The organism is Mesorhizobium argentiipisi (SeqCode), assembly GCF_037179585.1.
GTDB lineage: Bacteria > Pseudomonadota > Alphaproteobacteria > Rhizobiales > Rhizobiaceae > Mesorhizobium > Mesorhizobium argentiipisi.
In genome coordinates, this window is the sequence record NZ_JAPYKO010000020.1 from 87,489 (window position 1) to 110,650 (window position 23,162).

At 64.6% G+C, this 23,162-nt stretch carries 26 protein-coding genes; 15 read left to right on the forward strand and 11 right to left on the reverse strand.

What is annotated here, in order from left to right:
* Positions 1–3: 3 nt before the first annotated feature.
* From O7A05_RS24235 to O7A05_RS24255, 5 genes are all read right to left on the reverse strand, one after another.
* A complete protein-coding gene (locus tag O7A05_RS24235) occupies positions 4–375 on the reverse strand; it encodes a YciI family protein (RefSeq protein WP_337095452.1) in 372 nt (123 codons plus the stop codon).
* A 125-nt stretch (positions 376–500) separates the two neighbouring features.
* Positions 501–2,210, reverse strand: a complete 1,710-nt coding sequence (locus O7A05_RS24240; RefSeq protein ID WP_337095453.1) for a DUF4166 domain-containing protein — start codon at positions 2,208–2,210, stop codon at positions 501–503.
* A 48-nt stretch (positions 2,211–2,258) separates the two neighbouring features.
* On the reverse strand, positions 2,259–2,708 hold the full coding sequence (locus O7A05_RS24245; protein WP_337095454.1) for a thiol-disulfide oxidoreductase DCC family protein: 450 nt from the start codon (positions 2,706–2,708) through the stop codon (positions 2,259–2,261).
* 51 nt (positions 2,709–2,759) lie between these two features.
* Positions 2,760–2,885: a hypothetical protein gene (locus O7A05_RS24250; RefSeq protein WP_263484105.1), complete on the reverse strand. Its 126-nt coding sequence runs from the start codon at positions 2,883–2,885 to the stop codon at positions 2,760–2,762.
* Position 2,886: 1 nt separating this feature from the next.
* A complete protein-coding gene (locus tag O7A05_RS24255) occupies positions 2,887–3,033 on the reverse strand; it encodes a hypothetical protein (protein WP_337095455.1) in 147 nt (48 codons plus the stop codon).
* A 396-nt stretch (positions 3,034–3,429) separates the two neighbouring features.
* Between O7A05_RS24255 and O7A05_RS24260 the strand changes: the two genes are divergently transcribed.
* The 3 genes from O7A05_RS24260 (at position 3,430) to ligD (ending at position 7,406) form a co-directional block, all read left to right on the forward strand.
* Complete coding sequence (locus O7A05_RS24260) at positions 3,430–3,936, forward strand: YciE/YciF ferroxidase family protein (RefSeq protein ID WP_224515196.1); 507 nt, start codon at positions 3,430–3,432, stop codon at positions 3,934–3,936.
* 104 nt (positions 3,937–4,040) lie between these two features.
* Positions 4,041–4,901: a non-homologous end joining protein Ku gene (ku, locus tag O7A05_RS24265; RefSeq protein WP_337095456.1), complete on the forward strand. Its 861-nt coding sequence runs from the start codon at positions 4,041–4,043 to the stop codon at positions 4,899–4,901.
* A gap of 12 nt (positions 4,902–4,913) precedes the next feature.
* Entirely contained in the window at positions 4,914–7,406 is a 2,493-nt protein-coding gene (gene ligD / locus O7A05_RS24270) for a DNA ligase D (RefSeq protein WP_337095457.1), read from the forward strand.
* Between the two features lie 37 nt (positions 7,407–7,443).
* Here ligD and O7A05_RS24275 read toward each other — a convergent pair whose 3' ends face one another.
* A complete protein-coding gene (locus O7A05_RS24275; protein ID WP_337095458.1) occupies positions 7,444–8,118 on the reverse strand; it encodes an ArsR/SmtB family transcription factor in 675 nt (224 codons plus the stop codon).
* 170 nt (positions 8,119–8,288) lie between these two features.
* On the opposite strand from O7A05_RS24275, the gene O7A05_RS24280 reads away from it, so the two are divergent.
* Complete coding sequence (locus O7A05_RS24280; RefSeq protein ID WP_337095459.1) at positions 8,289–8,657, forward strand: NIPSNAP family protein; 369 nt, start codon at positions 8,289–8,291, stop codon at positions 8,655–8,657.
* Entirely contained in the window at positions 8,654–8,998 is a 345-nt protein-coding gene (locus O7A05_RS24285; protein ID WP_337095460.1) for an antibiotic biosynthesis monooxygenase family protein, read from the forward strand. Before O7A05_RS24280 ends, O7A05_RS24285 begins: the two co-directional genes overlap by 4 nt.
* Before the next feature lie 161 nt (positions 8,999–9,159).
* On the opposite strand, the gene mbfA is transcribed toward O7A05_RS24285, so the two are convergent.
* Positions 9,160–10,143, reverse strand: a complete 984-nt coding sequence (mbfA, locus tag O7A05_RS24290) for an iron exporter MbfA (protein WP_337095461.1) — start codon at positions 10,141–10,143, stop codon at positions 9,160–9,162.
* Between the two features lie 182 nt (positions 10,144–10,325).
* Here mbfA and O7A05_RS24295 point away from each other — a divergent pair, with 182 nt between their 5' ends.
* The gene (locus O7A05_RS24295) at positions 10,326–10,649 is read left to right on the forward strand and encodes a hypothetical protein (protein WP_224515182.1); all 324 of its coding nucleotides are present in this window, start codon (positions 10,326–10,328) and stop codon (positions 10,647–10,649) included.
* Positions 10,650–10,786: 137 nt separating this feature from the next.
* Here the strand turns inward: O7A05_RS24295 and O7A05_RS24300 are convergent, their stop codons facing one another.
* Together O7A05_RS24300 and O7A05_RS24305 are read right to left on the reverse strand one after the other, a co-directional pair.
* On the reverse strand, positions 10,787–11,191 hold the full coding sequence (locus tag O7A05_RS24300; RefSeq protein WP_337095462.1) for a GFA family protein: 405 nt from the start codon (positions 11,189–11,191) through the stop codon (positions 10,787–10,789).
* A gap of 35 nt (positions 11,192–11,226) precedes the next feature.
* The gene (locus tag O7A05_RS24305) at positions 11,227–12,186 is read right to left on the reverse strand and encodes a cation diffusion facilitator family transporter (protein ID WP_337095463.1); all 960 of its coding nucleotides are present in this window, start codon (positions 12,184–12,186) and stop codon (positions 11,227–11,229) included.
* A gap of 212 nt (positions 12,187–12,398) precedes the next feature.
* Between O7A05_RS24305 and O7A05_RS24310 the strand changes: the two genes are divergently transcribed.
* On the forward strand, positions 12,399–12,524 hold the full coding sequence (locus O7A05_RS24310; RefSeq protein ID WP_140752416.1) for a hypothetical protein: 126 nt from the start codon (positions 12,399–12,401) through the stop codon (positions 12,522–12,524).
* 197 nt (positions 12,525–12,721) lie between these two features.
* Positions 12,722–13,036, forward strand: a complete 315-nt coding sequence (gene sugE, locus O7A05_RS24315) for a quaternary ammonium compound efflux SMR transporter SugE (RefSeq protein WP_337095464.1) — start codon at positions 12,722–12,724, stop codon at positions 13,034–13,036.
* Between the two features lie 70 nt (positions 13,037–13,106).
* Here the strand turns inward: sugE and O7A05_RS24320 are convergent, their stop codons facing one another.
* Positions 13,107–13,535, reverse strand: coding sequence for a DUF6481 family protein (locus O7A05_RS24320; protein WP_224515176.1), 429 nt, complete (start codon positions 13,533–13,535; stop codon positions 13,107–13,109).
* A gap of 231 nt (positions 13,536–13,766) precedes the next feature.
* Here O7A05_RS24320 and O7A05_RS24325 point away from each other — a divergent pair, with 231 nt between their 5' ends.
* The 5 genes from O7A05_RS24325 to O7A05_RS24345 all read left to right on the forward strand — a co-directional run bounded on the left by O7A05_RS24325 (position 13,767) and on the right by O7A05_RS24345 (position 19,051).
* Positions 13,767–14,843 carry an LLM class flavin-dependent oxidoreductase gene (locus O7A05_RS24325; protein ID WP_337095465.1) on the forward strand — a complete coding sequence of 359 codons (1,077 nt, stop codon included), beginning with the start codon at positions 13,767–13,769 and terminating at the stop codon, positions 14,841–14,843.
* A 159-nt stretch (positions 14,844–15,002) separates the two neighbouring features.
* Entirely contained in the window at positions 15,003–16,172 is a 1,170-nt protein-coding gene (locus tag O7A05_RS24330; protein WP_337095466.1) for an AI-2E family transporter, read from the forward strand.
* An 87-nt stretch (positions 16,173–16,259) separates the two neighbouring features.
* Positions 16,260–17,081, forward strand: a complete 822-nt coding sequence (locus tag O7A05_RS24335; RefSeq protein ID WP_337095467.1) for an arylamine N-acetyltransferase family protein — start codon at positions 16,260–16,262, stop codon at positions 17,079–17,081.
* Positions 17,082–17,084: 3 nt separating this feature from the next.
* Positions 17,085–18,083 (forward strand): LLM class flavin-dependent oxidoreductase, encoded by a 999-nt coding sequence (locus tag O7A05_RS24340; RefSeq protein WP_337095468.1) that lies wholly within the window; start codon positions 17,085–17,087, stop codon positions 18,081–18,083.
* A 167-nt stretch (positions 18,084–18,250) separates the two neighbouring features.
* Positions 18,251–19,051: an inositol monophosphatase family protein gene (locus tag O7A05_RS24345; RefSeq protein ID WP_337095469.1), complete on the forward strand. Its 801-nt coding sequence runs from the start codon at positions 18,251–18,253 to the stop codon at positions 19,049–19,051.
* Here O7A05_RS24345 and O7A05_RS24350 read toward each other — a convergent pair.
* Positions 19,041–20,060 carry a LacI family DNA-binding transcriptional regulator gene (locus tag O7A05_RS24350; RefSeq protein ID WP_337095470.1) on the reverse strand — a complete coding sequence of 340 codons (1,020 nt, stop codon included), beginning with the start codon at positions 20,058–20,060 and terminating at the stop codon, positions 19,041–19,043. The genes O7A05_RS24345 and O7A05_RS24350 overlap by 11 nt on opposite strands.
* A gap of 218 nt (positions 20,061–20,278) precedes the next feature.
* Between O7A05_RS24350 and O7A05_RS24355 the strand changes: the two genes are divergently transcribed.
* Positions 20,279–21,859, forward strand: coding sequence for a sugar ABC transporter ATP-binding protein (locus tag O7A05_RS24355; RefSeq protein ID WP_337095471.1), 1,581 nt, complete (start codon positions 20,279–20,281; stop codon positions 21,857–21,859).
* The gene (locus O7A05_RS24360; protein ID WP_337095472.1) at positions 21,856–23,151 is read left to right on the forward strand and encodes an ABC transporter permease; all 1,296 of its coding nucleotides are present in this window, start codon (positions 21,856–21,858) and stop codon (positions 23,149–23,151) included. Before O7A05_RS24355 ends, O7A05_RS24360 begins: the two co-directional genes overlap by 4 nt.
* Positions 23,152–23,162 lie beyond the last annotated feature (11 nt).

A 23,162-nucleotide genomic window follows, 5' to 3' on the forward strand; every position in this document is an offset into this window, starting at 1 on the left:
GGGTCACTCCGCGGCGGCGATGTACTCGGCCATTTCCCAGATCGGCCGCAGCTCGACCGTGCCGGTGCTGGACGCCGGGCAGCGCGCGGCCCATTCGATGGCCGTGTCGATGTCGGCCGCCTCGATCATGTAGAAGCCTGCCAGCTGCTCCTTGGTGTCGGCATAGGGGCCGTCGAGCACGTTGGTCTTGCCGTTCGTCATCCGCACCGCGGTGGCCGCCTGTGTCGGGCGCAGCCGCTCGCCGGCGATGTACGCGCCGGATTTCTTCAGCGCCTCGGTATAGGCGCCATAGGCTGCGAGCACCTGCTGGGTCTGCTCCTTCGGAGCGTTCGCCATCGCGGCTTCGTCATTGTAGATCAAAAGCATGTATCGCATGATCTTCTCCCGTTTCTTGAAGGCCGCATCGTCGCGTGCCGGCCTATGTCGTGCGGCCTTGGCCGATTTCGACAGGCGCCGCAAAAATTTTCGCCTGTTGCCGTGACGGGCGCAAGGACGGCACGTCAGCCCGCCGAGACCGCCTCTGCCATCTCCGCCGCGGCCGGGCGCCGCGCCGGTTCCAGCCAGCCGCGATAGCGCACGATCAGCCCGGCCGCCGGGTGCGATATCTCGACATGGAAGCGGAAGCGGCCGTCCTCGACGGTTTCATACGCTTTCGAGCGCGGGCAAAGCCACATCGGCAATGGCAGGCCGAGAAAGCTCCAGCGGCGCAGCACGAGCGACAGGCGGTTTTCGCTCGCCACCAGCGCCATGGCGAAGGCGAGCGGGCCGAAGCGTTCGCAAAGCAGCCGCTCCGATCGGCGACGCCCGGCAAATTGCCGGCTCGAAAAACGGTGCGCGCCGAATTTGCGGATCCAGGTCTCGCGTTGCCCGTCGGTTACGAAACGCACCTTGACGGGGACATCCGCCGCGCCAGGCGGGAAGTCGGCCATGCGCGCGGCAAGCCGGCTAAGAACACCGCCGCCACGTTCGACGCTGGCGCGTCCCTCCGCTATTGCCGTTCCCTCATGCATAGCCCGTATTTCAGCCGGAAGGCTTTTCCAGGCATCGCCGAGCAGATCGGGATAGAGGTCCTTCCCCTTGCTGGTGTCGTCCCTGAAGCCGGTGTGGATCGTCTTGCCGGCGAACAGCGTTTCATAGTCCTCCAACTCGACGTCGCGCACCGCCGCCCGCGCGCCCGGCCCGGGCATGCGGCCATCGAGCGCCTTGCGGATGATCGCCGCGACCGCCATGGCCGGGATCAACGGCCCGTTATCGCCCTCGGCCAAAAGCTGCCAGGAGCGCCTGGCCGGGCCGCCCTCCGCATCGGTGCCCTCGACCTCCACGAACATGCCGCCGCGATGCTCGCCCCATGACAGCCGGTTGGTCGCCCAATGCATCAGCGGCGCCAGCGGCGACAGCGACCGCACCAGGCCGGCGCGTACCAGCCAGGCCAGGCCAATCAGCGCTCGGTGCAGCACCTCGGGCACCGGCCCGGCGCCCATCCAGATCGTCTTCGCTTCCGGCCACAGCGCCTGCAGCGCGCGCAAATCCGGCACGTCGACCAGCGAGAACAGCGTGTTCCTCAACGGCATGCGCCCGGGCGGCGCGATCGTATAGCGCGTCTGCTCGGTGAGCGGATAACCCTCGGTCGGGCTGCCGTCCCGCCGCAGCCGCACCGGCCGGCCGGCATAGCTTGCAATGGCGCGGATGACGTTCTCGCCGACGCCGGCGAAGGGCGACGGCGCGATGCCGCCGCGGATAGTGTCGACGCGCGCCATGCCGGCCGAAAGGCGCCGCACCACCGCCGCCGTCAGCACCGGGAAGCTCGACACGCCGGAGAGCACCATCACGCCGGCCGCTTTGGCCGCCGCATCGAAAGCCGATACCCCGGCGACAAAGTCCGAACCGTCGGCAAGATCGAGGTAATGGATGCGCACTTCGATGCAGGCGTCGACCAGCCGGTAGCGCCCCTCGCCATAGGCCTGGAACGGGCCGCTGGCGTCGGCGACAATGTCGGGCAGCACGCCGGCGAGCTGCGCGCCAAGGTCGCCGTCGCGGTCGAATGTCGCCGGCACGAGCCTGGCCTTGGTCGCGCCCCGTCCTTTGCAGTAGGCCTCGGCCCTGGCGAGCGACCGGCCGGCGATGATGAGCTCGAGGCCCGGCTCGTTCTCCAGCAATTGGACGATGCGTCCGCCGAAAGTGCCGTAGCCGCCGACGATGAGAAGCTTCATGCCTTGCCCCCAAGCCTTTGCCCCAAGCCAGTTTTGCCGGAAGCGCCGTCAGCCGATCAGCCGCTCCCGCAACTCGGCCGAAGGTATCTCGCAACTGTCTTTCCGGCCGAACAGCGCGTAGCGGTTCTTGGCGACGCGGTCGTAGAGCCAGTCGCGCAGCGGCCGCGGCAGGATGAGCAGCGCCTTCGCGGCACGCCATGGCCAGCCGAGCGCGGCCATGACGGCGACGAAACTGTCGAGCTTGGTGAAGGCCGCGCCGTCGATGATGGCGAGGTTGCTGTCGTAATCGTCGGTGGGTAGGCCGTGCTCACGAAACAACGCCTCGCCGAACCGCGATTGCGCCGTAGCGAAGCGGAAGCGATTTTTCCGGTCGAGCTTGAGGATGAGCTGGACGAAGCCCGAGCAGAACACGCAGACGCCGTCGAAGACGATCAGCGGCTGGCGGGCGTCATAGGCCTGGCGTCGGAAGAAGGTGGGACTTTCGGGCAGGTCGGTCATGGCGGCCCCGGCTGCTTGTGTTTTTAGACACTAAGCCAGCCGGCGGCGGCGTTAAAGTCGCGGCGTTGTCGCACGCCAGTTGGCGGCGAGCGTCAGGCGCTCGGCGCGATAGGTCGTGGCACGCTGATCGGCGGCCGGCCGGCAGATGCGGCTGTGGTGGGCGCGCAGGCTGGTCATGTCAGTTCGCGCTGACGCCCAGCGAGTTGCCGCGGCGCGCGCAGGCCGGACCCGGGCCGCGCATGTAGTAGCGCTCCGGCCGATAGGTCGGCGCGACGAATTCGCGAATGGCGGCGGCGTAGCCGGCGATCTGATTCCAGAAGGTCATTTTACCCTGTCCCTGTCCCGCTTTCGGATGTCCCGTCCGAATTGTTCGAGAGCATAGCGTCGATGCGTGAATAGTCGGTGAACGTGATGTTAATTTCTGGTCCGAAACGCGTTGCATCGTGGCCGGATTGCGGCTGATTCGCGGTCTTTCGGTGCTTTCGTCGCGTTTCCGGCTCGTGTGACTTTTGCATCACATATGTTTCGTTCCGATGTCGCTTGGCCGCGCTTCTGTTTCACGTTCGTCCTGCGACAGGAAATTTCCTTTCGCGCGGCCCGGCGGGCAGGAACCTGTCACGGAAGCCGACGTTGACCCGCAAGGCCGGGCGGACCCGGCCGTGTTGACGGCTGTCCCGCCGCGCAACTTCCCGACAATGCGAAACATGGAAAGGCAACCGCCATGGGCTTCTTTTCGAAAGACATCAAGACGCTGGACGATCTCTTCATCCACACGCTGCGCGACATCTATTATGCCGAAAAGCAGATCGAGAAATCGCTGCCGAAGATGATCGACAAGGCAACCGATCCGCAATTGAAAGCCGGCTTCGAGAAGCATCTCACGCAGACCAAGGGTCACATCGAGCGGGTCGAGCAGGTGTTCGAGCTGCATGGCGTCAAGGCCAAGACCGTCAACTGCCCGGCCATCGACGGCATCCTTGAAGAGGCCGACGAAGTCAGCGGCGATGTCGACGACAAGGAAGTCCTCGATGCGGCGCTGATCGCCTCCGCGCAGGCCGTCGAGCATTACGAGATAACGCGCTACGGCACGCTGATCGCCTGGGCCAAGCAGCTTGGCCGCAGCGACTGCGCCAACGTGCTGGCCAAGAATCTCAAGGAAGAAGAGGCGACCGACCGCAAGCTCACCGAGATCGCCGAAAGCAAGGTGAACTTGCAGGCGGCCGAATAGCCGTGCCCATCTAAGGCCGGTGCGCCTGGCGCCGGCTTTCCTGTCCGGGAACCGAAGCGGCGCTCCGGCCGTTTCGGTTCGTCCGATGCTGCAAGGAGTTCGTCATGGCGCCGCGCCCCGCCTGGAGCGGTTATCTCAAGCTTTCACTTGTCACCTGCGCCATCGAACTGAGCAACGTCGTCACCCACGCCGAAAAGGTGTCCTTCCACATCCTCAACCGCAAGACCGGCAACCGGGTCCGGCGTGTCTATGTCGACCAGAAAAGCGGCAAGCCGCTGGAAGAGGATGAGGAGGTCAGGGGCTTCGAGGTCGGCAAGGACGAATTCATCCGCATCGAGGACGAGGATATCGAGGCGGTCCAGATCGAGTCCTCGCACACGCTCGATCTCAACGGCTTCGTCGACAAGGCTTCGATCGACCAGGTTTATCTCGACACGCCCTATTACGTCTCGCCGGCCGACAAGGTGTCGGAGGAGGCTTTCGCCGTCATTCGCGATGCTCTTGCCGAGAAGAAAATGGCCGGCCTCGCCCGCATCGTGCTTTATCAGCGCGAGCGCCCGGCGGTGATCGAGCCGTTCGGCAAAGGCATGCTGCTGACGACGCTGCGCTATGGCGATACGGTGCGCGACGCGTCCGCCATCTTCGCCGATATCCAGTCCGCGAAGCTGGACGGCGAGATGGTCGAGCTGGCCGAGCACATCATCGACAAGAAGAAGGCGAAGTTCGACACCGCCAAATTCAGGGATCGCTACGAGGAGTCGCTGCTCGAGCTGGTCCGCGCCAAGAAGGCGGGCAGAAAGGCGCCAAAGGCCAAGGCATCGCCGAAACCGTCCAATGTCGTCAATCTGTTCGACGCACTGAAGAAGAGCCTCAATGCGGATGACAGCAAAGCCGGCAAGGCATCGTCCAAAGCGCCGGCCAAACGGGCGAAGACCAAGGCCGCGCCGAAGCGCAAGTCCGCATAGGAGCCCACGCCGATGGCCAGCCTTGAACAATATCACGCCAAACGCGATTTCAAGAAAACCGCCGAGCCGGCCGGCAAGGTGGCGCGCGGCAAGCAGGCCGGCGGCATCTTCGTCGTCCAGAAGCACGCCGCGACGCGGCTTCATTACGATTTCCGCCTCGAGCATGACGGCGTCTTGTGGAGTTGGGCGGTGACACGCGGCCCGAGCCTCGACCCGCATGAGAAGCGGCTGGCGGTGCATGTCGAGGATCATCCGATCGATTATGCCTCCTTCGAAGGCACCATTCCGAAGGGCCAATATGGCGGCGGCTCGGTCCTGGTCTGGGACGAAGGCACATGGACGCCGGATGGCGATCCGGCCAAGGGCATGAAGAAGGGCCATATCGACTTCGAGCTCGAAGGCCACAAGCTCAACGGCCGCTGGCATCTGGTCCGGCTGAAGCCCCGCCCCGGCGAGAAGCGCGACAACTGGCTGCTGATCAAATCCGACGACGCCGCCGCCCGGCCGGGCGAGGACATTCTGGTCGAGGAGCCTCGTTCGGTTAAATCCGGCCTGACCATCGAGGAAGTCGGCGAGGGCAAGGCTGCCAAGGGGCAGACACCGAAAGTCTGGCAATCGAACAAGCCTGCCAAAGCCAAGGCCGGGCAGGCCAGGCGCCTCGACTTCATAGAACCCCAGCTGGCGACGCTGGAGAAGGAAGCGCCCGGCGGCGACGACTGGCTGCACGAAGTGAAATTCGACGGCTACCGCACGCAGGCGCAGATCGAAGGCAGCGAGGTCAGACTGCTCACCCGCGCCGGCCTCGACTGGACCGGGAAATTCGAGGGGCCGGTCACCGCCGCGCTGGCCAAATTGAAATGCCGCGACGCCATCATCGATGGCGAGATCGTGGTGCTGGCAGACAGTGGCGTGTCGTCCTTCCCGATGCTGCAGGCGGATCTGTCGGCGCGCCGCGCCGACCGCTTCATCTATTACGTCTTCGACCTGATGAGGCTCAATGGCGAGGATCTGCGCCGTGAGCCGCTGGTCGAGCGCAAGCAAGCCCTGGCTGAGCTGCTCGGCGAGCAGCCCGAAAATTCGGCGCTGCGCTTCAGCGACCATTTCCACGAGCCCGGCAAGGTGATGCTGCAACATGTTTGCCGCATGGGCCTGGAAGGCGTGGTCTCGAAGCGCGCCGACGCGCCCTATCGCAGCGGGCGCGGCCTCACATGGATCAAGTCGAAATGCACGCTCAGGCAAGAGTTCGTCATCGGGGGCTATCTGCCTTCCGACAAGACGGGCCGCGGCCTGCGCTCGCTGCTGGTCGGCTTCAACGAAGGCGGCAAGCTGCATTACGCCGGCCGTGTCGGTACCGGCTTTTCCGGCAAGGTGATGACGGATCTGAAAAAGAAGCTCGATAGCCTCGAGACGAAAACCTCGCCTTTCTCGACGGCGGTGCCCAAGGGCAAGGGCCTCACCTTCGTCAAGCCGGAACTTGTCGGCGAGGTGGAGTTTCGCAGCTGGACATCCGACCGTATAATCCGCCACGCCTCCTTCCAGGGGCTTCGCGAGGACAAGCCGGCGGAGGAAGTCGTGCAGGAAAAGCCGATAAAGGCCGGGAGCGAGGCAAAGCCGGGCGGAAAACCCGCCAAGACCTCAGCCGGAGCGGCGAAGACCTCGATAAAACTCTCGCATCCCGACAAGCTGCTGTGGCCCGACGAGAAGGTTTCGAAACAGGACCTGCTCGGTCACTACGCGCTGGTCTGGCCGCGCATGGCTGAATTCGTCGTCAACCGGCCGCTGAGCCTGGTGCGCGCGCCGGATGGCATCCACGGCCAGCGCTTCTTCCAGAAACACGCTTCGCCCGGCATGAGCGACAAGATCGCCCGCATGAAAGATCCGACCGATGGCGAGGAGATCCTCTACATCAAGGACTTCGACGGGCTGGCGGCGCTCGTCCAGTACGGCGTGGTCGAGGTGCATATCTGGGGCTCGACCATCGACCAGCTGGAAAAGCCGGATCAGATCATCTTCGATCTCGATCCGGACGAAGGCATCGACGCCAGCCGCGTGCGCGAGGCGGCGCTCGACATCCACAAGCAGCTTGACGAGCTGTCGCTGCCCAACCTGGTCAAGACCTCCGGCGGCAAGGGCTATCATGTGCTGGTGCCGCTGAAACCCTCGGCGGAGTGGGACGAGGTCAAGGATTTCGCGCATGATTTCGCCCGCGCCCTGGAGCAGGCTGCGCCCGACCGATACACCTCGACATTGTCGAAGAAGGCGCGCACCGGAAAGATATTCGTCGACTATCTGCGCAACGGCCGCGGCGCGACCACGGTCGCGCCCTATTCCTCGCGCGCCAAGAAGGGCGCGACGATATCCATGCCGGTGACCTGGCCGGAGATCGAGAAGGGGCTTGCGCCGAACGCGTTTCCGCTCGGGGATGCATCCACGCTGGCCCAAATGAAGAAGGCCGATCCCTGGAAGGAGTTCTTCAAGCTGGGGAAGGCGCTGAAAAGGGGGTAATTTCAGCGCCGAGGGACAGCATCGTGAGATTGCCGGCTTAGGAGAGAAACACCCTCTCGAACGCCTGCCTGCCGGTCGGCGAGAACACCACAGCGCGGCTGTTCTTCTCGCGCCGCGCCCATTTCTCGGCGATGATCTTGTCGAGGATGGCGGCGCCCAGCGTGCCGGCAAGATGCGAGCGCCGCACGCTCCAGTCGAGGCAGGCGCGGCACACCGGCCGCCGCGCCTTGGCTTGTGTGTCGATGCCGAGCGCGGAAAAATGCGAGGCGCCGGAGGACGAGAGCCTGATCTGATTGTCCTCGCGCAGCAAAAGCTTCCTGTCGAATAGCCGGTCGAGCATCGCCACCGCCTGCTCGCCGGCGAGGTGATCGTAGCAGACGCGCGCCACACGCATGGCCGCATCGCGCGGACCGGGCCGCACCCGTTTCGGGCCGACCGCCTCGGCAACGCCGATGATCGCCTCGATCATCCCGGCCACTTGCGCGCTGGCGAGGCCGTAATAGCGGTGGCGGCCCTGGCTGGCCAAGGTGAGCAGCCCGCCTTCCATCAGCTTCGACAGATGCGAGGAAGCGGTAGGCAGCGACACGCCGGCCTCCAGCGCCAGTTCCGACGCCGTCAGCGCCGTGCCGCCCATGAGAGCGTTAAGCATATTGGCGCGCGCCGGATCGCCCACCAGGCTGGCGATGCGCGCAATGTCCGGTCCTTCACGCATGGTTCGATCCTCATCGAAGCATTCCCGTCAGAGAAGCATTATTCTGGGGTCATCTCAAGCAGCCCGGGCAAACACTCCTGACAGGAGAATGCCTAGCACAATGACGGAGACGATGTTTCGACCGCGATCGAACTGTCGTCGTCGAAAACCAACGGACGAGGAGACCGATTATGACCATCACCTGTTTCATCCGCTACGAGATCGACCCGTTCGGCAAGGCCGCCTTCGAGCAATATGCGCGGACCTGGGGCCAGGCCATTCCCCGCTGCGGCGCCGACCTGATCGGCTATTACGCGCCGCATGAAGGCTCGGCCACCACGGCCTATGCCGCCTACAACATCGAGAGCCTCGCAGCCTATGAAGCCTATCGCGCCCGGCTTGCCGCCGACCCGGCGGGCAAGGCAAATTATGAATTCGCCAGGCGCGAGAAATTCATCTTGAAGGAAGATCGCGTCTTTCTGAAGCTCGTGTCGGGGCCGCACGGTCCAAGACAGTTCTTTCGCACCGACGTGACCGTCAAGGAGGAAATAGCGGCATGATTGCTGTCATCTTCGAGGTTGAGCCGGCCGAAGGCAAGCGCGATGCCTATCTCGGCATCGCCGCCGAGCTTAAGCCGCTGCTCGAGAGCATCGACGGCTTCATCTCGGTCGAGCGCTTCCAGAGCCTCGCCGATCCCAAGCGGGTGCTGTCGTTGTCCTTCTGGCGCGACGAGGAAGCGGTGAAGGCCTGGCGTAACACCGCGGAGCACCGGCAGGCGCAGCAGGCCGGCCGCGGCGGCATCTTTGCCGGCTACCGTCTGCGCATTGCCCATGTCGTGCGCGATTACGGTATGGAGGAAAGGGCGGAGGCGCCGGTGGATAGTCGGGTCGTGAATGGATGAAGCTCCCCCTTCTCCCCTGGTGGGAGAAGGTGTCGCCGAGGCGACGGATGAGGGGTGTTCCAGGGAACGCCAGCCTCTCACTCCGCTGGAGCACCCCTCATCCGTCTCGGCGCTATCGCGCGATCCACCTTCTCCGACAAGGGGGATAAGGGAAACCGGCGCTACGCGTTCCCGATCAGCACGCCCGCCCCGAACACCAGCGCGCCGCCCAACACCACCTGGAAGGCGGCGCGCCAGAAGGGCGTCTGCATGTAGCGGTTCTGGATGAAGGCGATCGCCCAGAGCTCGAAGAACACCACGACCGCGGCAACGATCGTCGCCGTCCAGAAATAGGGAATGAGATAGGGCAGCGCGTGGCCGAGCCCGCCCAGCGTCGTCATGATGCCGACGGTGAGGCCGCGCTTGATCGGCGAACCGCGCCCCGACAGCTTGCCGTCGTCGGAGGCGACTTCGGTGAAGCCCATCGAAATGCCGGCGCCGATCGAGGCGGCGAGGCCGACGAGGAAAGTCTGGAATGTCGCATGGGTCGCGAAGGCTGCGGCGAAGATCGGCGCCAGCGTCGACACCGACCCGTCCATCAGCCCGGCCAGCCCCGGCTGCACATAGGTGAGGATGAACTGGCGTTGCTCGGCCGTCGCCTCCTCCATCTTGACCGTGCCCGGCACATGCTCCTGCTCGAGTTCATGCGCCGAGCTTTCATGGCCCTGTTCGGCCACGGCGAGATCGTCGAGCAGCTTTCGCGTCGAGGCGTCGGTGGTGCGCTTGGCCGCCTCGACATAGAAGCGATAGGCCTGCCGCTCCATTTCCTCGGCTTGCCGCCGCACATGCTCGATGCCGAGCGGCTTCACCAGCCAGTCCGGCTTGCGCTCGAAATAGCCTTTCACATGCTCGCGCCGGATGAGCGGTATGCGCTCGCCGAAGCGCTTGCGGTAAAGCCCGATGAGCGAATCGCGATGGCCATCCTCCTCCTCGGCCATAGCCTCGAACACTTTTGCCGATTGCGGAAAGTCGTCCGCGAGCCCATCGGCATAGGCGCGGTAGATGCGCCCGTCATCCTCCTCGGAAGAGATCGCCAGCGCCAGGATCTCCTGCTCCGACAGCGAATCGAAGGAACGGCGGCCGAAGCCGAAAACACGGGAAAGCATGATGGGATCACTCTAGTTTAGAATCGTTCTAAACTAAGATCTTGGTCGCTTGCCGTCAATCGCTGGCGGCCATCGACGCGCTCGCAAATGGTTGATCCCCAGCGCGGTCGGGCCGCTCTTCATTATTGCTGAATGTTTGCCTATATGGGTGGCAACAACCGAAATTGAAGGAGACCAACCGAATGACGGACAAGAAGCCTCCGCACGCATTCGATGCGAAGCCCGTTCTCGACCTCATCGCCAGCATCGAGGCCGACCTGCAGCGCCTCAAGGACTTGGTCGAGCAGCAGATCGAAAAATTCGATCCCGCCAATCCGCACAACAAGACGCCTGACGGCAAGCTCACCGAGGAAGGCGTCGAGTGCTGCTATCGCATGTTCGACGAGGGCAAGTCGCGCTACACCGTCGCCCAGCAGATGAAGATCTCCTTCGCCGCCGCCACCCACCGCTTCAACAATTGGCGCAAACTTGGCGGCAGCAAAAGGACGAAGACCCTCTTGGGGTGAAGGGCGGTCCTTCGCTTCGTCAGGGTGTCGATCGAGCGCCTGTGCACGATGTTGAACTCGCGTAAGGCGGGCGACGGCGACGGCGGGCTTCCGCCAATCCCCGAGGTCTGGGACGCCCCGCCCGACATGTATAGCCGCTACTGCTCCTCGATCGTTGTGATGCCTTCGATTTCCGGCAGCCAATGCAACGCCGAGCGGTGCCAGACCTGTCTTCTCGGCACCAGTTGGTCGCGCTGGCGCGCCGTGCCCACCCTAATGCCATAGATTTTCGGTCCATCGCCTACCGACGTCGCATAAAGATGCGATCCGCATTCGCCGCAAAACCCCTGCGCGCGCTTGGCGCCGCTGGATCCGGTCTTGATATACACTTTCGGCGTGCCCTTGGTGATCCTGTAGTCGCTTTCCGGCGCCGGAACGGTCACGCGAAAGGCCGTGCCGGTCAGCTGCTGGCAGTCCGTGCAGTGGCAGATCGAGGTTTTCTCAGGATCGACCTCCGCCTCATAGGTGATCGCGCCGCAATGGCATCCGCCCTCGATCTTCATCGGCCGTCCTCCTCACAAATTTCGCTGCGTTCACCCTAACTCTCGCCGGAAGCCTCGGCCATGGCCTTGCGCCGCCGCTCCCATGTGCCAGTGGCATGCGGCTTGACGAACAGCCTCGATATCTGCGGCATTTCCTGCTGGAGCCTTGCCTCGAGGCGCTCGACGCAGGCTTCGATCTCGGGCGCGGTGAGATGATCCTCGAATTCGATGCTCAAGCCCGCGACGATCTCCTCCGGGCCGATATGGACGCTCACTATGCCGTTCGCCCGCTGCACCGCCGGATCCGCCTGGGCGATCTCCAGGACTTGGCGCTGCACTTCCGGGGAGGCGGGCTCTCCCAGGAGCAGTCCCTTGCTTTCGCGCGCCAGGAAGACCGCCGTCGCTCCGAGAATGATTGCAATGCCAATCGAGCCCACGCCGTCGAGCTCGGGGATCTCCAGGAGTTCGGCGGACAGGATGCCGGCGAAGGCAACGGTGAGACCGAGCAGCGCGGCGCTGTCCTCGAACAGCACCGTGTAGACGCTGGGGTCCTTGCTGCGGCGCACCGCCTGGATCCAGCCCTGCCTGCCCTTCTGCTGCCGAAACTCCTTCAACGCGATCAGCCATGAGCTGCCCTCGAAGAGGAAGGAGAGGCCAAGCACGGTATAGTTGACCTTGGCGTTGACGACCGGTTCGGGCGCCATGATGTGGATGACGCCCTCATAGAAGGACACGCCGGCGCCGAGCGCGAACACCAGAAGCGCGACGATGAAGCTCCAGAAATAGAGCTCGCGCCCGTGGCCGAGCGGATGCGTGCGGTCGGGCGGCCGCGCGGCGCGGTGCATGCCGTAGAGAAGCAGCGCGCCATTGCCTGTGTCGACCAGCGAATGCACGCCTTCCGACAGCATGGCGGACGAACCGGTGAAGACTGCCGCCGCGAATTTGGTGAGCGCGATCGCCAGATTGCCGGCAAGCGCAGCGTAGATCACACGTTTCGATCCGCTATGTCCTGCCATCCGATCTCCGACCTGCCCCGCGCTCGAGCTTAACGGGCCGCCCGCCGAAGCTCTACAGACAATGCGCCAGCCCATGCGAGGTTTCGAACCGGTGTCGCGCCCGGAAAATCGGTTGACAGCCGATCGGCCGGCTTCGCAAAGCGGCACAGCCTCTTGCAGTCCGGCATTTCTCTTGTTTCACTTGGACCGCCCACAAACCGGAGGAGCGAATCATGGCAAAAGGTGCGATGAAGGCGGGCAAGGAACCCCGCAAGCCGAAGAAGGATGCCAAGAAGCCTGCCGCGGCCCCGGCTCCGAAGGCGCCGCCGGTCAAGGCGCTGCGCATCAAGGAAAAGTAAGCGGCCGGATTCGGTCGACCCGGCTCGATCCAGGCGTCAACCGGCAGCATGACCATGCTGCCGGTGTTTTGTTGACCGTAAAAACAAGGGCACCCTATATCCAAGGGGCGAGGACGACCTCGCTTTGCCCGAAAAACCGGCCGGGACGACCCGCCATACCAAGCATCTCAACCGATGCTGGATGACGGAGTGTTTAGATGTCGTGGATATTTCTTTTCTTCGCCGGCCTTTTCGAGATCGGCTGGGCGATCGGCCTCAAATATACCGACGGCTTCTCCAAACCGCTGCCGACCCTTCTTACCGTCGCCTCGATGATCGTCAGCCTCGGCCTGCTCGGCCTGGCGCTGAAGACGCTGCCTGTCGGCACGGCCTATACGGTGTGGACCGGCATCGGCACCGTCGGCACGGCGCTGCTCGGCATCTGGCTGCTCGGCGAGCCCGCGACCGCTGTCCGGCTCGCATGTATCGGCCTGATCGTTTGCGGCATCGTCGGCCTCAAACTGGTAGCCTGAGCGTTTTCAGGCACAAACACGTTCAGGGCCGCTTTCGGCGACCCTGACTCATTTTTCAGCAAACCCGAACTTAGCGGGCGGAGAAGCCCGGCGGCGCCCTGCCGACGCGCGCCTTGCGGGCGGCGTAGCGTGCGTCACGTTTGGCCTTGCGCTCGGCCTCGTCGGCAAGCTCAAGCGCGATCCGCTGGGCCTCCTCGGCCTCGCGGCGCCTGGCCTCTTCGGCCGCCGCTGCTTCCGCCGCAAGACGCGCCGCTTCGGCAATCGCCTCGCGCTCGGCCTTCTCGGCCGCTTCACGCGCCAGCTTTTCCTGCTTCAATCTTGCCTTTTCGGCCTCGCGGATGGCGCGGGCCTCGAGGATAGCCTTGCGTTCGGCCTGGCGGGCCAGAACGGCTGGATCATCCGCCGCCGGCTTTGCCTTGAAGCGCTCGAGCAGCGCCTTCTTTGCCTCGTTCGCGGCGTTGCGCCGCTCGAAAATGTCTTTTTCCCTGTAGATAGCCAAGTGTACTTCCCTGCAGTCTATTCGCGACGCTTACATACGCGTGAAAGCGGCGAGTTCAAGCGCCAATTCGGTATGCCAGCCATGAAAAATCCGGGCTTGTTGCCGCAGGGATACGGCTCGGCGATGCATGATGCACTGTTCACAGATCGCACCTCTGGCGATCGGCAAGGCAGATCGTTACGTCTTGCGCGACAAGCAACATCCACATGAAAGCCCTTAGGACGCGACCAGATGGAACTCGGTCTCTACACTTTCGCCGATGTCAGCCCGGAGCCGGGCCCCGGCGCGATGGGCCCGCATGAGCGGCTGCGCAACCTCATCGAGGAAATCGAGCTGGCCGACCAGGTCGGCCTCGACGTGTTCGGCCTCGGCGAGCATCACCGCCCCGACTACGCAGCCTCGGCGCCTGTGGTGGCGCTGGCCGCGGCGGCCGAGCGCACGAAGCGCATCAAGCTCACCAGCGCGGTCACCGTGCTCTCCTCCGACGATCCGGTGCGCGTCTTCCAGCAATTCGCGACGCTTGACCTGCTGTCAAACGGCCGCGCCGAGATCATGGCTGGGCGCGGTTCCTTCATCGAATCCTTCCCGCTGTTCGGCTACAACCTCGAGGACTATGACGAGCTCTTCGCCGAAAAGCTCGACCTGCTTTTGGCCATCCGCGACCAAGCGAAGGTGACATGGCAGGGCAAGCTGCGCGCGCCGATCAACGGCCGCGGCGTCTACCCGCGTCCGTTGCAGGAAAAGCTGCCGATCTGGATTGCCATCGGCGGCACGCCGCAATCCGCCGCTCGCGCAGGCGTGCTCGGCCTGCCGCTGGCGCTTGCCATCATCGGCGGCGAGCCGGCCCGTTTCGCGCCGCTGTTCGAGATCTACCGCGAGGCGGCGCAGCGCGCCGGCACCGATCCGGCAACGCTTGCCACCAGCATCAATGTGCACGGCTTCATCGCCGAGACGACCGAACAGGCGGCCGACGATTTCTACGGACCGCAGGCCGAGGTGATGAACCGCATCGGCCGCGAGCGCGGCTGGGGTCCGACCTCGCGCGCGCATTTCGATCAGGCGCGGGGCCCGAACGACGCGCTCTTCGTCGGCAATCCTGAGGCGGTGGCGGAAAAGATCGTCGCTCAGCACAAGATCTTCGGCAACGATCGCTTCCTGCTGCAAATGGCGATCGGCACCATGCCGCACGCCAAGATCATGAAAGCGATCGAGCTCTACGGCACCAAGGTGGCGCCGATCGTGCGCAGTAAGACGGCAGAGGCGGCATCCCCTGCGCCGGCGCCAATGTCGAGGGTGACTGGCGCCTGAGCGGCAGCTGCCCAAGGTCTTCCATGATCGCCGGCTAACGGAACCTTGGCGCGGCGAGCACGTTTTCCCCGTCGATTGCACCGGTTGCGGTGCCTTGTTTTGACGCAATTCCGGACGGAAAACCGCTCACACTTTCCTGGAATTGCTCTAGGGGAACCGATGAAAGCCGAACCGATCGCTTCGGGCGCAGGCGTTACCGAAAGTCCTGACGCGCGCGCCGAGGCGCGGGCGGACATGCGCCTGATGCGCTCGCTGGTGATCGGGATTTTCATTCTGATGACGGCGGCCGCGCTCTATTTCGCCCGCGCCTTCTTTATGCCGGTGATACTTGCCTTCCTGCTGGCGTTGACGCTGACGCCGATCGTGCGCTTCCTGCGCAAGCGCGGCATTCCGGAAGTGGTTTCGGCGACGCTGCTCGTGCTGCTGTCGATCTTCATTTTCGCCACCGCCGGCTATCTGCTCAGCGGTCCGGTCATTGACCTCATCAACAACTCCTATTCGATCGGCCAGCAGCTCACCGAGCGGCTGGCGCCGTTCAAGCGGCCGCTCGAACGGATGATGGATCTCGCGCATCAGCTGGAAGCGCTGACCGAGACTTCGCAGGAGCCGGGCGTGCAGCGGGTCGCGGTGGCGCCTTCCGGCTTCCTGTCGACGGCGGCGAGCAACATCCTGGAAGCCGGCACCTCGATCACCATCGTGTTCGTGCTGTCGCTGTTCCTGCTCGCCTCCGGCACGCTGTTCTACGAGAAAATCGTCCAGTCCTTCACCAGTATGACGCAAAAGAAGCGGGCGTTGCGCATCGTCTATGACGTCGAGCGCGAGATTTCCCACTATCTGCTCACGGTCTCCATCATCAATATGGGTCTCGGCACGGTGATCGGGCTGGGTCTCTGGGCGCTCGGCATGCCCAATCCGCTGGTCTGGGGGGCGATGGCGGCATTGCTCAATTTCCTCCCCTATGTCGGCGCGCTGATGACCGTCTTGATCGTCGCCATCATCGCGCTGATCAGCTTCGACACGATCGCCTATGCGCTCCTGGCGCCAGCCTTCGTGGTGTTGTGCGACATCGTCGAAGGCCAGTTCGTGACGCCGACGGTGGTCGGGCGACGCCTCGAAATCAATGCGGTGGCGATCTTCATCGCCATCGCCTTCTGGTCCTGGCTGTGGGGCTTCGTCGGCGCGCTGATGGCGGTGCCGCTGCTGGTCGTCATCAAGGTCTTTTGCGACCATTTCGAAAATCTGAGCCCGGTCGGCAATTTCCTGGCGGCGCAGCACACGTCTGTCGTCGATGACGAGCCGGCCGGGAACAACCACAATCAGGCGGCCTGAGGCTGCCCAATCTCAAACCTCGGCCATTGTTTGCGACACCGGTGACCAGTGCCTATATCGGACCGGTCAAGCCGGACCTGCCCCTGAATGAGCAACTTCGATCTCGATGGCTATTTCGCCCGCATCGGTTATGGCGGACCGGCCGACGCTTCGCTGGCCACGCTGCAGGCGCTGCACGCCGCGCACCCGCAGGCGATCCCGTTCGAGAACATCGATGCTTTGATGGGCGTTTCCGTCGGCCTCGATATCGCTTCGCTGCAGGACAAGATTTTTCGCCAGGGCCGTGGCGGCTATTGCTTCGAGCACAATCTTATTTTCATGCACGCGCTTGACGCGCTGGGCTTCACCGTCAGCGGACTTGCCGCCCGCGTGCTCTGGGGCCAGCCGGACGACGCCATTACCGCGCGCAGCCATATGCTGCTGCGCATCGAGCTTGGCGGCCGCACTTACATTGCCGATGTCGGCTTCGGCGGCCTGACGCTGACAGCGCCGCTGCCGTTGCAACCCGGGCTGGAGCAGCAGACGCCGCACGAAACCTTCCGCCTCGTCGAGACCGGCGGACAATTCCGCCTGCAGGCGGACATCGGCGGTGATTGGCGCACGCTCTATCGCTTCGATATGAGCCAGGCCTATGAGGTCGACTATCGGGTCGCCAGCCATTTCCTGTCGACGCGTCCCAGCTCGCATTTCCTGTCGACGCTGGTCGCCGCGCTCGCTTTGCCCGACCGGCGCTATGGGCTGCGCAACAACCGGCTGTCGACGCATCATGCCGGCGGCCGCGGCGAGCAGCGCGAGATCGCGACGGCCACTGAGCTCGCCGACGTGCTGGAGAACCAGCTCGCCATCATCATTCCCGACCGCGCCGCCTTCGAGGCGAGGCTGCGGGAAAAACGCATCGTGGAGACCTGACCAATGACGGACCTTTCGGTTCTCGACCTGTCGCCGATCACGCAAGGCAGCACCGCCTCGCAGTCGCTTGCCAATTCGCTTGATCTCGCCCGTCATGCCGAGCGCCTGGGCTACCGGCGCTACTGGCTGGCCGAGCATCACAACATGCCGGGCATTGCGAGCGCGGCGACGTCGGTCGTGATCGCGCATGTCGCCGGCGGCACCAAGACGATCCGCGTCGGCGCCGGCGGCATCATGCTGCCCAACCATGCGCCGCTGGTGATCGCCGAGCAGTTCGGCACGCTGGCGGCGCTTTTTCCCGGCCGCATCGACCTCGGCCTCGGCCGCGCGCCGGGCACCGACATGCTGACGGCGCGGGCGCTGCGCCGCAACCTCGAAAGCGCCGACAATTTCCCGCAGGACGTCGTCGAGCTGATGGGCTATTTCCAACCGGCCGAGGAAGGCCAGCGCATCCGCGCCGTGCCCGGCGAAGGCCAGACCGTGCCAGTCTGGATTCTCGGCTCCAGCCTCTATGGCGCGCAGCTCGCGGCGCTTCTCGGCCTGCCTTACGCCTTCGCCTCGCATTTCGCGCCGGCCGAGCTCGACCATGCGCTGGAGGTTTATCGCACGCGGTTCCAGCCGTCGGCGCAACTCGACAAGCCCTATGTCATGCTCGGCCTCAATGTCTTTGCCGCACCGACGGACGCCGAGGCGAAGCTTCTGTTCAGCTCGCTGCAGCAAGCCTTCGTCAATCTGCGCAGCGGCCGGCCGGGACAGCTGCCGCCGCCGGTCGAGAATTACGACCGCGATCTCGACCCTACGGCGAAAACCATGCTTGCCCAGGCGCTGTCCTGCGCCGTTGTCGGCTCGCCGGAAACGGTGCGCCAGGGCATCGACGCCTTCATAAGCCGCACCGGCGCCGATGAATTGATGGTGACGGCGCAGTGCTTCGACCACGCGGCGCGCGTGCGCTCCTTCGAGATTCTTGCCGACGTGCACAAATCGATGTCGAAGGCGGCCTGACGGCGCCATAGCTTCTGACATGCCCGTCTGATAGAGCTTTTCACCGTTCCGCGGAAACGGCGGACCGCTCTATCTCTTTGCTTTGCCGCAATTCCGGGCGGAAAACCGCTCACACTTTTGGTGGAATTCTTCTAAGGGCAGACTCCCTGCCAAGCGCGAGCCTGCTCATGAACCATGATCTCGACGACCGCATGCATTTCACCATCGACCTGGCGCGGCGCGCCGGCGAGCTGGGGCTCAAATATTTTCGCGACCTCGACAATCTGGCCGTCGAGAGCAAGGGCCACCAGGACCTGGTTTCCGAGGGCGATCGCGAGGTCGAGCTGTTCATCCGCGCGGCGATCGCCGAGGCCTATCCGCAAGACGGCATCGTCGGCGAGGAGCACGCGGCGGTGGCCGGAACAACCGGTCATGTCTGGGTGATCGATCCGATCGACGGCACCGCCAATTTCGTGCGCGGCATTCCCGCCTGGTGCGTGGTGATCGCCTGCGCCAGGAACGGCGAGACGATCGTGGGCGTCATCCATGAGCCTTCGACCGACGAGACGTTCTACGCCCGCCGCGGCGGCGGCGCCTTCCTCAACGGTAAGCCGATCAAGGCCAGCAATGCGGCGTCGCTTTCCGAAGGCGCCGTCGGCACCGGGCTTTCCAACCGCGCCTCCACCACGAATGTCGTCGTGCTCATCGGCCTGATCATGGCCGAAGGCGGCGTCTTTTACCGTAATGCTTCCGGAGCGCTGATGCTTGCCTATGCGGCGTCCGGCCGGTTGCTCGGCTATGCCGAGGAACACATGAACGCCTGGGACTGCCTAGCCGGCATGCTGCTGGTCGAAGAGGCCGGCGGCACGACGCTGAAAGCCGATCCGGAGACGGTGATCGACCAAGGCACGCGGGTGATCACCGGCGGCAGGCACATCTTCCCAAAGCTGCAGGCGCTGTGCGCAGAGGCCTTCGAACCTACGCGCTGACGCTCTGCGCGACCGCGCCGAGCGGCCGGCAGGAATTGCGGATCATCAGCCGGCCCTTCAGCACGAGCTTGCGCGGCGGCGCGTCGCGATTGCCGGCCAGCCGGTCGAGCAGAAGGTTCGCCGCCTGCTCGCCGATCGCCTGCACCGGCTGCGCCACGGTGGTCAGTTGCGGGACGAACACGTCCGACCAGGGAAAATCGTCGAAACAGGCGACCGAAATGTCTTCGGGGCAGCTGAGACCGATGTCGCGGATCGCCTTCATCGTGCCGATCACCATCGGGTTGTTGGCCGAGAAGATCGCGCTCGGCCGGTCGTGCAGCGACAAGAGCTGCATGGTCGCGTTGTAGCCGTCGATCTCGTGGAAATTGCCGGAGCGCACGAGCTCCTCCGCCACCGGCAGGCCGGCCACCTGCAGCGCCTCGCGGTAGCCGATCATGCGGTCATGCATGGGGGATATGTCGGATGTGCCGGTGATGTAGCCGATGCGGCGATGGCCAAGATGGATCAGATAGGTGACGGCGTCGAACACGGCGCGCCGATTGTCCAGAACCACCGCGTCGGTGTCGACGCCCTCGCAGAGGCGGTCGAGCAGCACCACCGGCACATTGGCGTCCTCGACGATGTCCTTCAGAATGCCGCCGTCGCCGACGCGCGCCACGATCAGCCCGTCGACCATGCGGTCGAGCAGCAGGCGGATCTGCTCGTCCTGGGTGTTCAGATCCTCGTCGGTGCAGCACAGCATGACGGCATAGCCGGCGCGGTCGAAGGCCTGCTGGATGACCGAGACGACATCGGTGAAGAACGGGTTGGTGATGTGCGGCACGGTAAGGCCGATGGTGCGCGTTGTGCCCATCTTCAGGCTCCGGGCAATAGCATTGCGCTTGTAGCCGATATCGCGGATCGCCTGCTCGATGCGTTGCGTAAGCTCGGGGCTGACGGTGGCGGTGCCATTGAGCAATGCCGACACGGTGGCCACCGACACGCGCGCCGCCTCGGCAACGTGCAGCATGGTCGGCGCCGTGGATTTCCGCTGGTTTTTCCGCCCTGACACTGTCATTTTCGAAACGTTTAGTCACCCCTATTCGGCCAACCCTACGTAAAGCCGGCATTTTTCGCAAGAATTGAAATGCGTCAATCCTCAGTGACCCAGATAGGCGCTTGACAGATTCGAAACGTTTAGATTAGCGTTCGGGCATCGAAGACGACGGAGGGAGGCCGTCCTTTGCCATGCAGCGCGCTGATTCCATCACGACTGGCAATGTGGCCGCCGACGGTCCCGCCGTCGTCCTGGGCGCGACCGGCATTTCCAAGCGGTTTGGCGGCATCACCGCGCTGTCCGATGTGAGCCTGGACCTCAGAAGCGGCGAGGTGCATGCGCTAATGGGCGAGAACGGCGCCGGCAAGTCGACGCTGATGAAGATCCTCTCCGGCGTCTATACGGATTACGAAGGCACTGTTGCCGTCGACGGAAAGCCGGTCCGTTTCGCTGGTGTCCGCGATGCCGAAGACGCCGGCATCGCCATCATCCATCAGGAGCTTAACCTCGTTCCCGAACTCAGCGTCGCCGACAACATCTTCCTCGGCCGCGAAAAGCTGATCGCCGGGCTGGTCGTCGACCGCAAGGCGAGCAGCCGTGCGGCCAGCGCGCTGCTGCAGCGTCTCGGCATCGAGCTCGATCCGGAAGCGCGCATCGGCACGCTGAGGGTCGGCGAGCAGCAGCTGGTGGAGATCGCCAAGGCGCTGTCGAAATCGGCGCGCATCCTGATCATGGACGAGCCGACCTCGGCGCTGTCGCCGGCCGAGTGCGAGCGACTGTTCCGCATCATCCGTCAGCTCGCGGCGAGCGGCGTCGCGGTCGTCTACATCTCGCATCGCATCGACGAGGTCATGCATCTGGCAAGCCGGGTGACGGTGCTGCGCGACGGGCGCCATGTCTTCACTGAGGACATGGCGGGACTGGGCGAAGACGCCATCATCTCGGCCATGGTCGGGCGCGACCTTCTGGCGTCCTCCGATCATGAGCGCGGCCCCGGCGGCAAGGTGGTGCTCTCGGTCAGGGACCTGTCGCTGTCGAAACCCGACCGGCATGGCTGGCGCATGGTGATCGACGGCGTCGGCTTCGACCTTTCAGCCGGCGAAATCCTCGGCATAGGCGGGCTGTTGGGTTCCGGCCGCACCGAAATCCTGGAGGCGATTTTCGGCTCCAGCGACGGCCGCACCGGTGGCGAGATCCGGCTCGACGGCGTGCCGGTCGAGATCGGCTCGCCGCGTGAGGCCCGCCGGCTCGGCATCGCCTTGGTCACCGAGGACCGCAAGACGCAGGGCCTGCATCTCAAGGCCTCGATCACCGACAATGTCGCGCTGCCGCTGGTCGGCGCGCTGGCGCGCTTCGGCCTGCGCTCGCGTTCGGGCGAGCAGGGCCTGGCGCGCGAGGCGGTGAGCGCGCTCGGCATACGCTGCGGAAGCATCGAGCAGGCGGCCGGCACGCTGTCCGGCGGCAACCAGCAGAAGGTGGTGATCGGCAAATGGCTGGCGACACGGCCGCGCGTGCTTTTGCTCGACGAGCCGACGCGCGGCATCGATGTCGGCGCCAAGCGCGAAATCTACGACCTCATCTTCAAGCTCGCCGGCGACGGCCTGGCGATCGCGGTGATCAGCTCCGAACTGCCCGAGCTCCTGCATCTGGCCGACCGCATCCTGGTCATGGCTGATGGCCGCCAGCGCGGAGTCCTGTCCCGCGCCGAGGCCAGCGAGGAGGCGATCATGCGGCTTGCCGCACCAAGACGGGCAGCGAGAACAGCCGCATGAGCCTCATCAGCCTTCTCTCCCGCACCAAGCTCTACTGGGGGCTGATCGCCATCTTCCTGATCGGCGTCTTCGGCTCGCCGATCAGCTCCAAGGGCAACAACATCTTCTTGTCCTACGGCAATCTGCTCGACGTGCTGCGCCAGGTGTCGACCACCGGCCTCATCGCCACCGGCATGACGGCGGTGATCCTGACCGGCGGCATCGATCTTTCCGTCGGCTCGCTGATGGCGATCTGCTCGGTCGTCTGCGCCATGCTTCTCACCGTGCCGGGCGCCACCCCGTCGGCGGCGCTTGGCGTGCCGACGACGGCGCTGGCGGCTCTCTGCCTCGGCGCGCTGGCCACGCGCTTCATCCTGCTCAACATCGAGAAATCCCGCACCGGCGCCCAAGCCGGCCGCGAGGTGCGGCTGGACAAGGCGCGCGGGCTTGTCATCCCGGGCATCGTCGGCGTGGTGCTGTGCTGCCTTTCGCTGTGGTACCTGCTGCCGCAGGTGGAGACCAAGTTCGGCGTGCTCGGCGTGCTTCTGGTGGCGCCTTGCGTCGGCCTCCTGTTCGGCACCATCAACGGCTTCATCATCGTCGCCGGCCGCCTGCAGCCCTTCATCGTGACACTTGCGATGATGGTGACGGCGCTCGGCATCGCCAGGCTCACCGCCGGCCAGAACAACGCGGTGCTGCCGGTCTATACCGGCTCCAACGCCACCGCCGACTTCGAGATCCTGCGCTCGCTGGTGTTCGGCGTCGTGCCGATGCCCGGCCTCTTCTTCCTCGGCGCGGTCGTGATCTACGGCGCGGTGCTGCGCTTCACGCCCTTCGGCCGCTATGTCTACGCCATCGGCGGCAATGAGGAGGCGGCGCGGCTCTCCGGCATCGCGGCCGGTCGCGTCAAGATCGCCACCTATGCCGTGTCCGGCCTGCTCGCCGGCATCGCGGCGGTGCTTTACGTGGCGCAATACCGGCAAGGCAAGCCGGATGCCGGCGCCGGGCTGGAGCTCGACGCCATCGCCGCCGTGGTCATCGGGGGCACCAGCCTGATGGGCGGGCGCGGCAGCCTGATCGGCACCTTCTGCGGCGTGCTCATCTTCGGGCTGCTCTCCAACATCCTGCAGTTGCACAACATCAATTCGAACCTTCAGCTGGTGCTGAAGGGGGCGATCATCATCGGCACCGTGCTCGTGCAGGAGCGCAACGCCGGCGATCTTCTCAGCTATCTGCGCCTGCCCGGCGGACGGACGGCGCAAAAGGAAACGGCCGCGGCAAAACGGCCGTCACAGGAGACCTCGTCTCTATAATCCGGAGGAAA

Coding starts and splice junctions, on each gene's coding strand:
- ligD (WP_337095457.1), top strand. CDS start 4,914: ATGGCCAGCCTTGAACAATATCACGCCAAACGCGATTTCAAGAAAACC.
- sugE (WP_337095464.1), top strand. CDS start 12,722: ATGTCGTGGATATTTCTTTTCTTCGCCGGCCTTTTCGAGATCGGCTGG.
- O7A05_RS24285 (WP_337095460.1), top strand. CDS start 8,654: ATGATTGCTGTCATCTTCGAGGTTGAGCCGGCCGAAGGCAAGCGCGAT.
- O7A05_RS24340 (WP_337095468.1), top strand. CDS start 17,085: ATGACGGACCTTTCGGTTCTCGACCTGTCGCCGATCACGCAAGGCAGC.
- O7A05_RS24255 (WP_337095455.1), bottom strand. CDS start 3,033: ATGACCTTCTGGAATCAGATCGCCGGCTACGCCGCCGCCATTCGCGAA.
- O7A05_RS24355 (WP_337095471.1), top strand. CDS start 20,279: ATGCAGCGCGCTGATTCCATCACGACTGGCAATGTGGCCGCCGACGGT.
- O7A05_RS24260 (WP_224515196.1), top strand. CDS start 3,430: ATGGGCTTCTTTTCGAAAGACATCAAGACGCTGGACGATCTCTTCATC.
- O7A05_RS24240 (WP_337095453.1), bottom strand. CDS start 2,210: ATGAAGCTTCTCATCGTCGGCGGCTACGGCACTTTCGGCGGACGCATC.
- O7A05_RS24250 (WP_263484105.1), bottom strand. CDS start 2,885: ATGACCAGCCTGCGCGCCCACCACAGCCGCATCTGCCGGCCGGCCGCC.
- mbfA (WP_337095461.1), bottom strand. CDS start 10,143: ATGCTTTCCCGTGTTTTCGGCTTCGGCCGCCGTTCCTTCGATTCGCTG.
- O7A05_RS24330 (WP_337095466.1), top strand. CDS start 15,003: ATGAAAGCCGAACCGATCGCTTCGGGCGCAGGCGTTACCGAAAGTCCT.
- O7A05_RS24280 (WP_337095459.1), top strand. CDS start 8,289: ATGACCATCACCTGTTTCATCCGCTACGAGATCGACCCGTTCGGCAAG.
- ku (WP_337095456.1), top strand. CDS start 4,041: ATGGCGCCGCGCCCCGCCTGGAGCGGTTATCTCAAGCTTTCACTTGTC.
- O7A05_RS24295 (WP_224515182.1), top strand. CDS start 10,326: ATGACGGACAAGAAGCCTCCGCACGCATTCGATGCGAAGCCCGTTCTC.
- O7A05_RS24350 (WP_337095470.1), bottom strand. CDS start 20,060: ATGCTGCACGTTGCCGAGGCGGCGCGCGTGTCGGTGGCCACCGTGTCG.
- O7A05_RS24305 (WP_337095463.1), bottom strand. CDS start 12,186: ATGGCAGGACATAGCGGATCGAAACGTGTGATCTACGCTGCGCTTGCC.
- O7A05_RS24245 (WP_337095454.1), bottom strand. CDS start 2,708: ATGACCGACCTGCCCGAAAGTCCCACCTTCTTCCGACGCCAGGCCTAT.
- O7A05_RS24275 (WP_337095458.1), bottom strand. CDS start 8,118: ATGCGTGAAGGACCGGACATTGCGCGCATCGCCAGCCTGGTGGGCGAT.
- O7A05_RS24325 (WP_337095465.1), top strand. CDS start 13,767: ATGGAACTCGGTCTCTACACTTTCGCCGATGTCAGCCCGGAGCCGGGC.
- O7A05_RS24345 (WP_337095469.1), top strand. CDS start 18,251: ATGAACCATGATCTCGACGACCGCATGCATTTCACCATCGACCTGGCG.
- O7A05_RS24335 (WP_337095467.1), top strand. CDS start 16,260: ATGAGCAACTTCGATCTCGATGGCTATTTCGCCCGCATCGGTTATGGC.
- O7A05_RS24300 (WP_337095462.1), bottom strand. CDS start 11,191: ATGAAGATCGAGGGCGGATGCCATTGCGGCGCGATCACCTATGAGGCG.
- O7A05_RS24360 (WP_337095472.1), top strand. CDS start 21,856: ATGAGCCTCATCAGCCTTCTCTCCCGCACCAAGCTCTACTGGGGGCTG.
- O7A05_RS24310 (WP_140752416.1), top strand. CDS start 12,399: ATGGCAAAAGGTGCGATGAAGGCGGGCAAGGAACCCCGCAAGCCGAAG.
- O7A05_RS24235 (WP_337095452.1), bottom strand. CDS start 375: ATGCGATACATGCTTTTGATCTACAATGACGAAGCCGCGATGGCGAAC.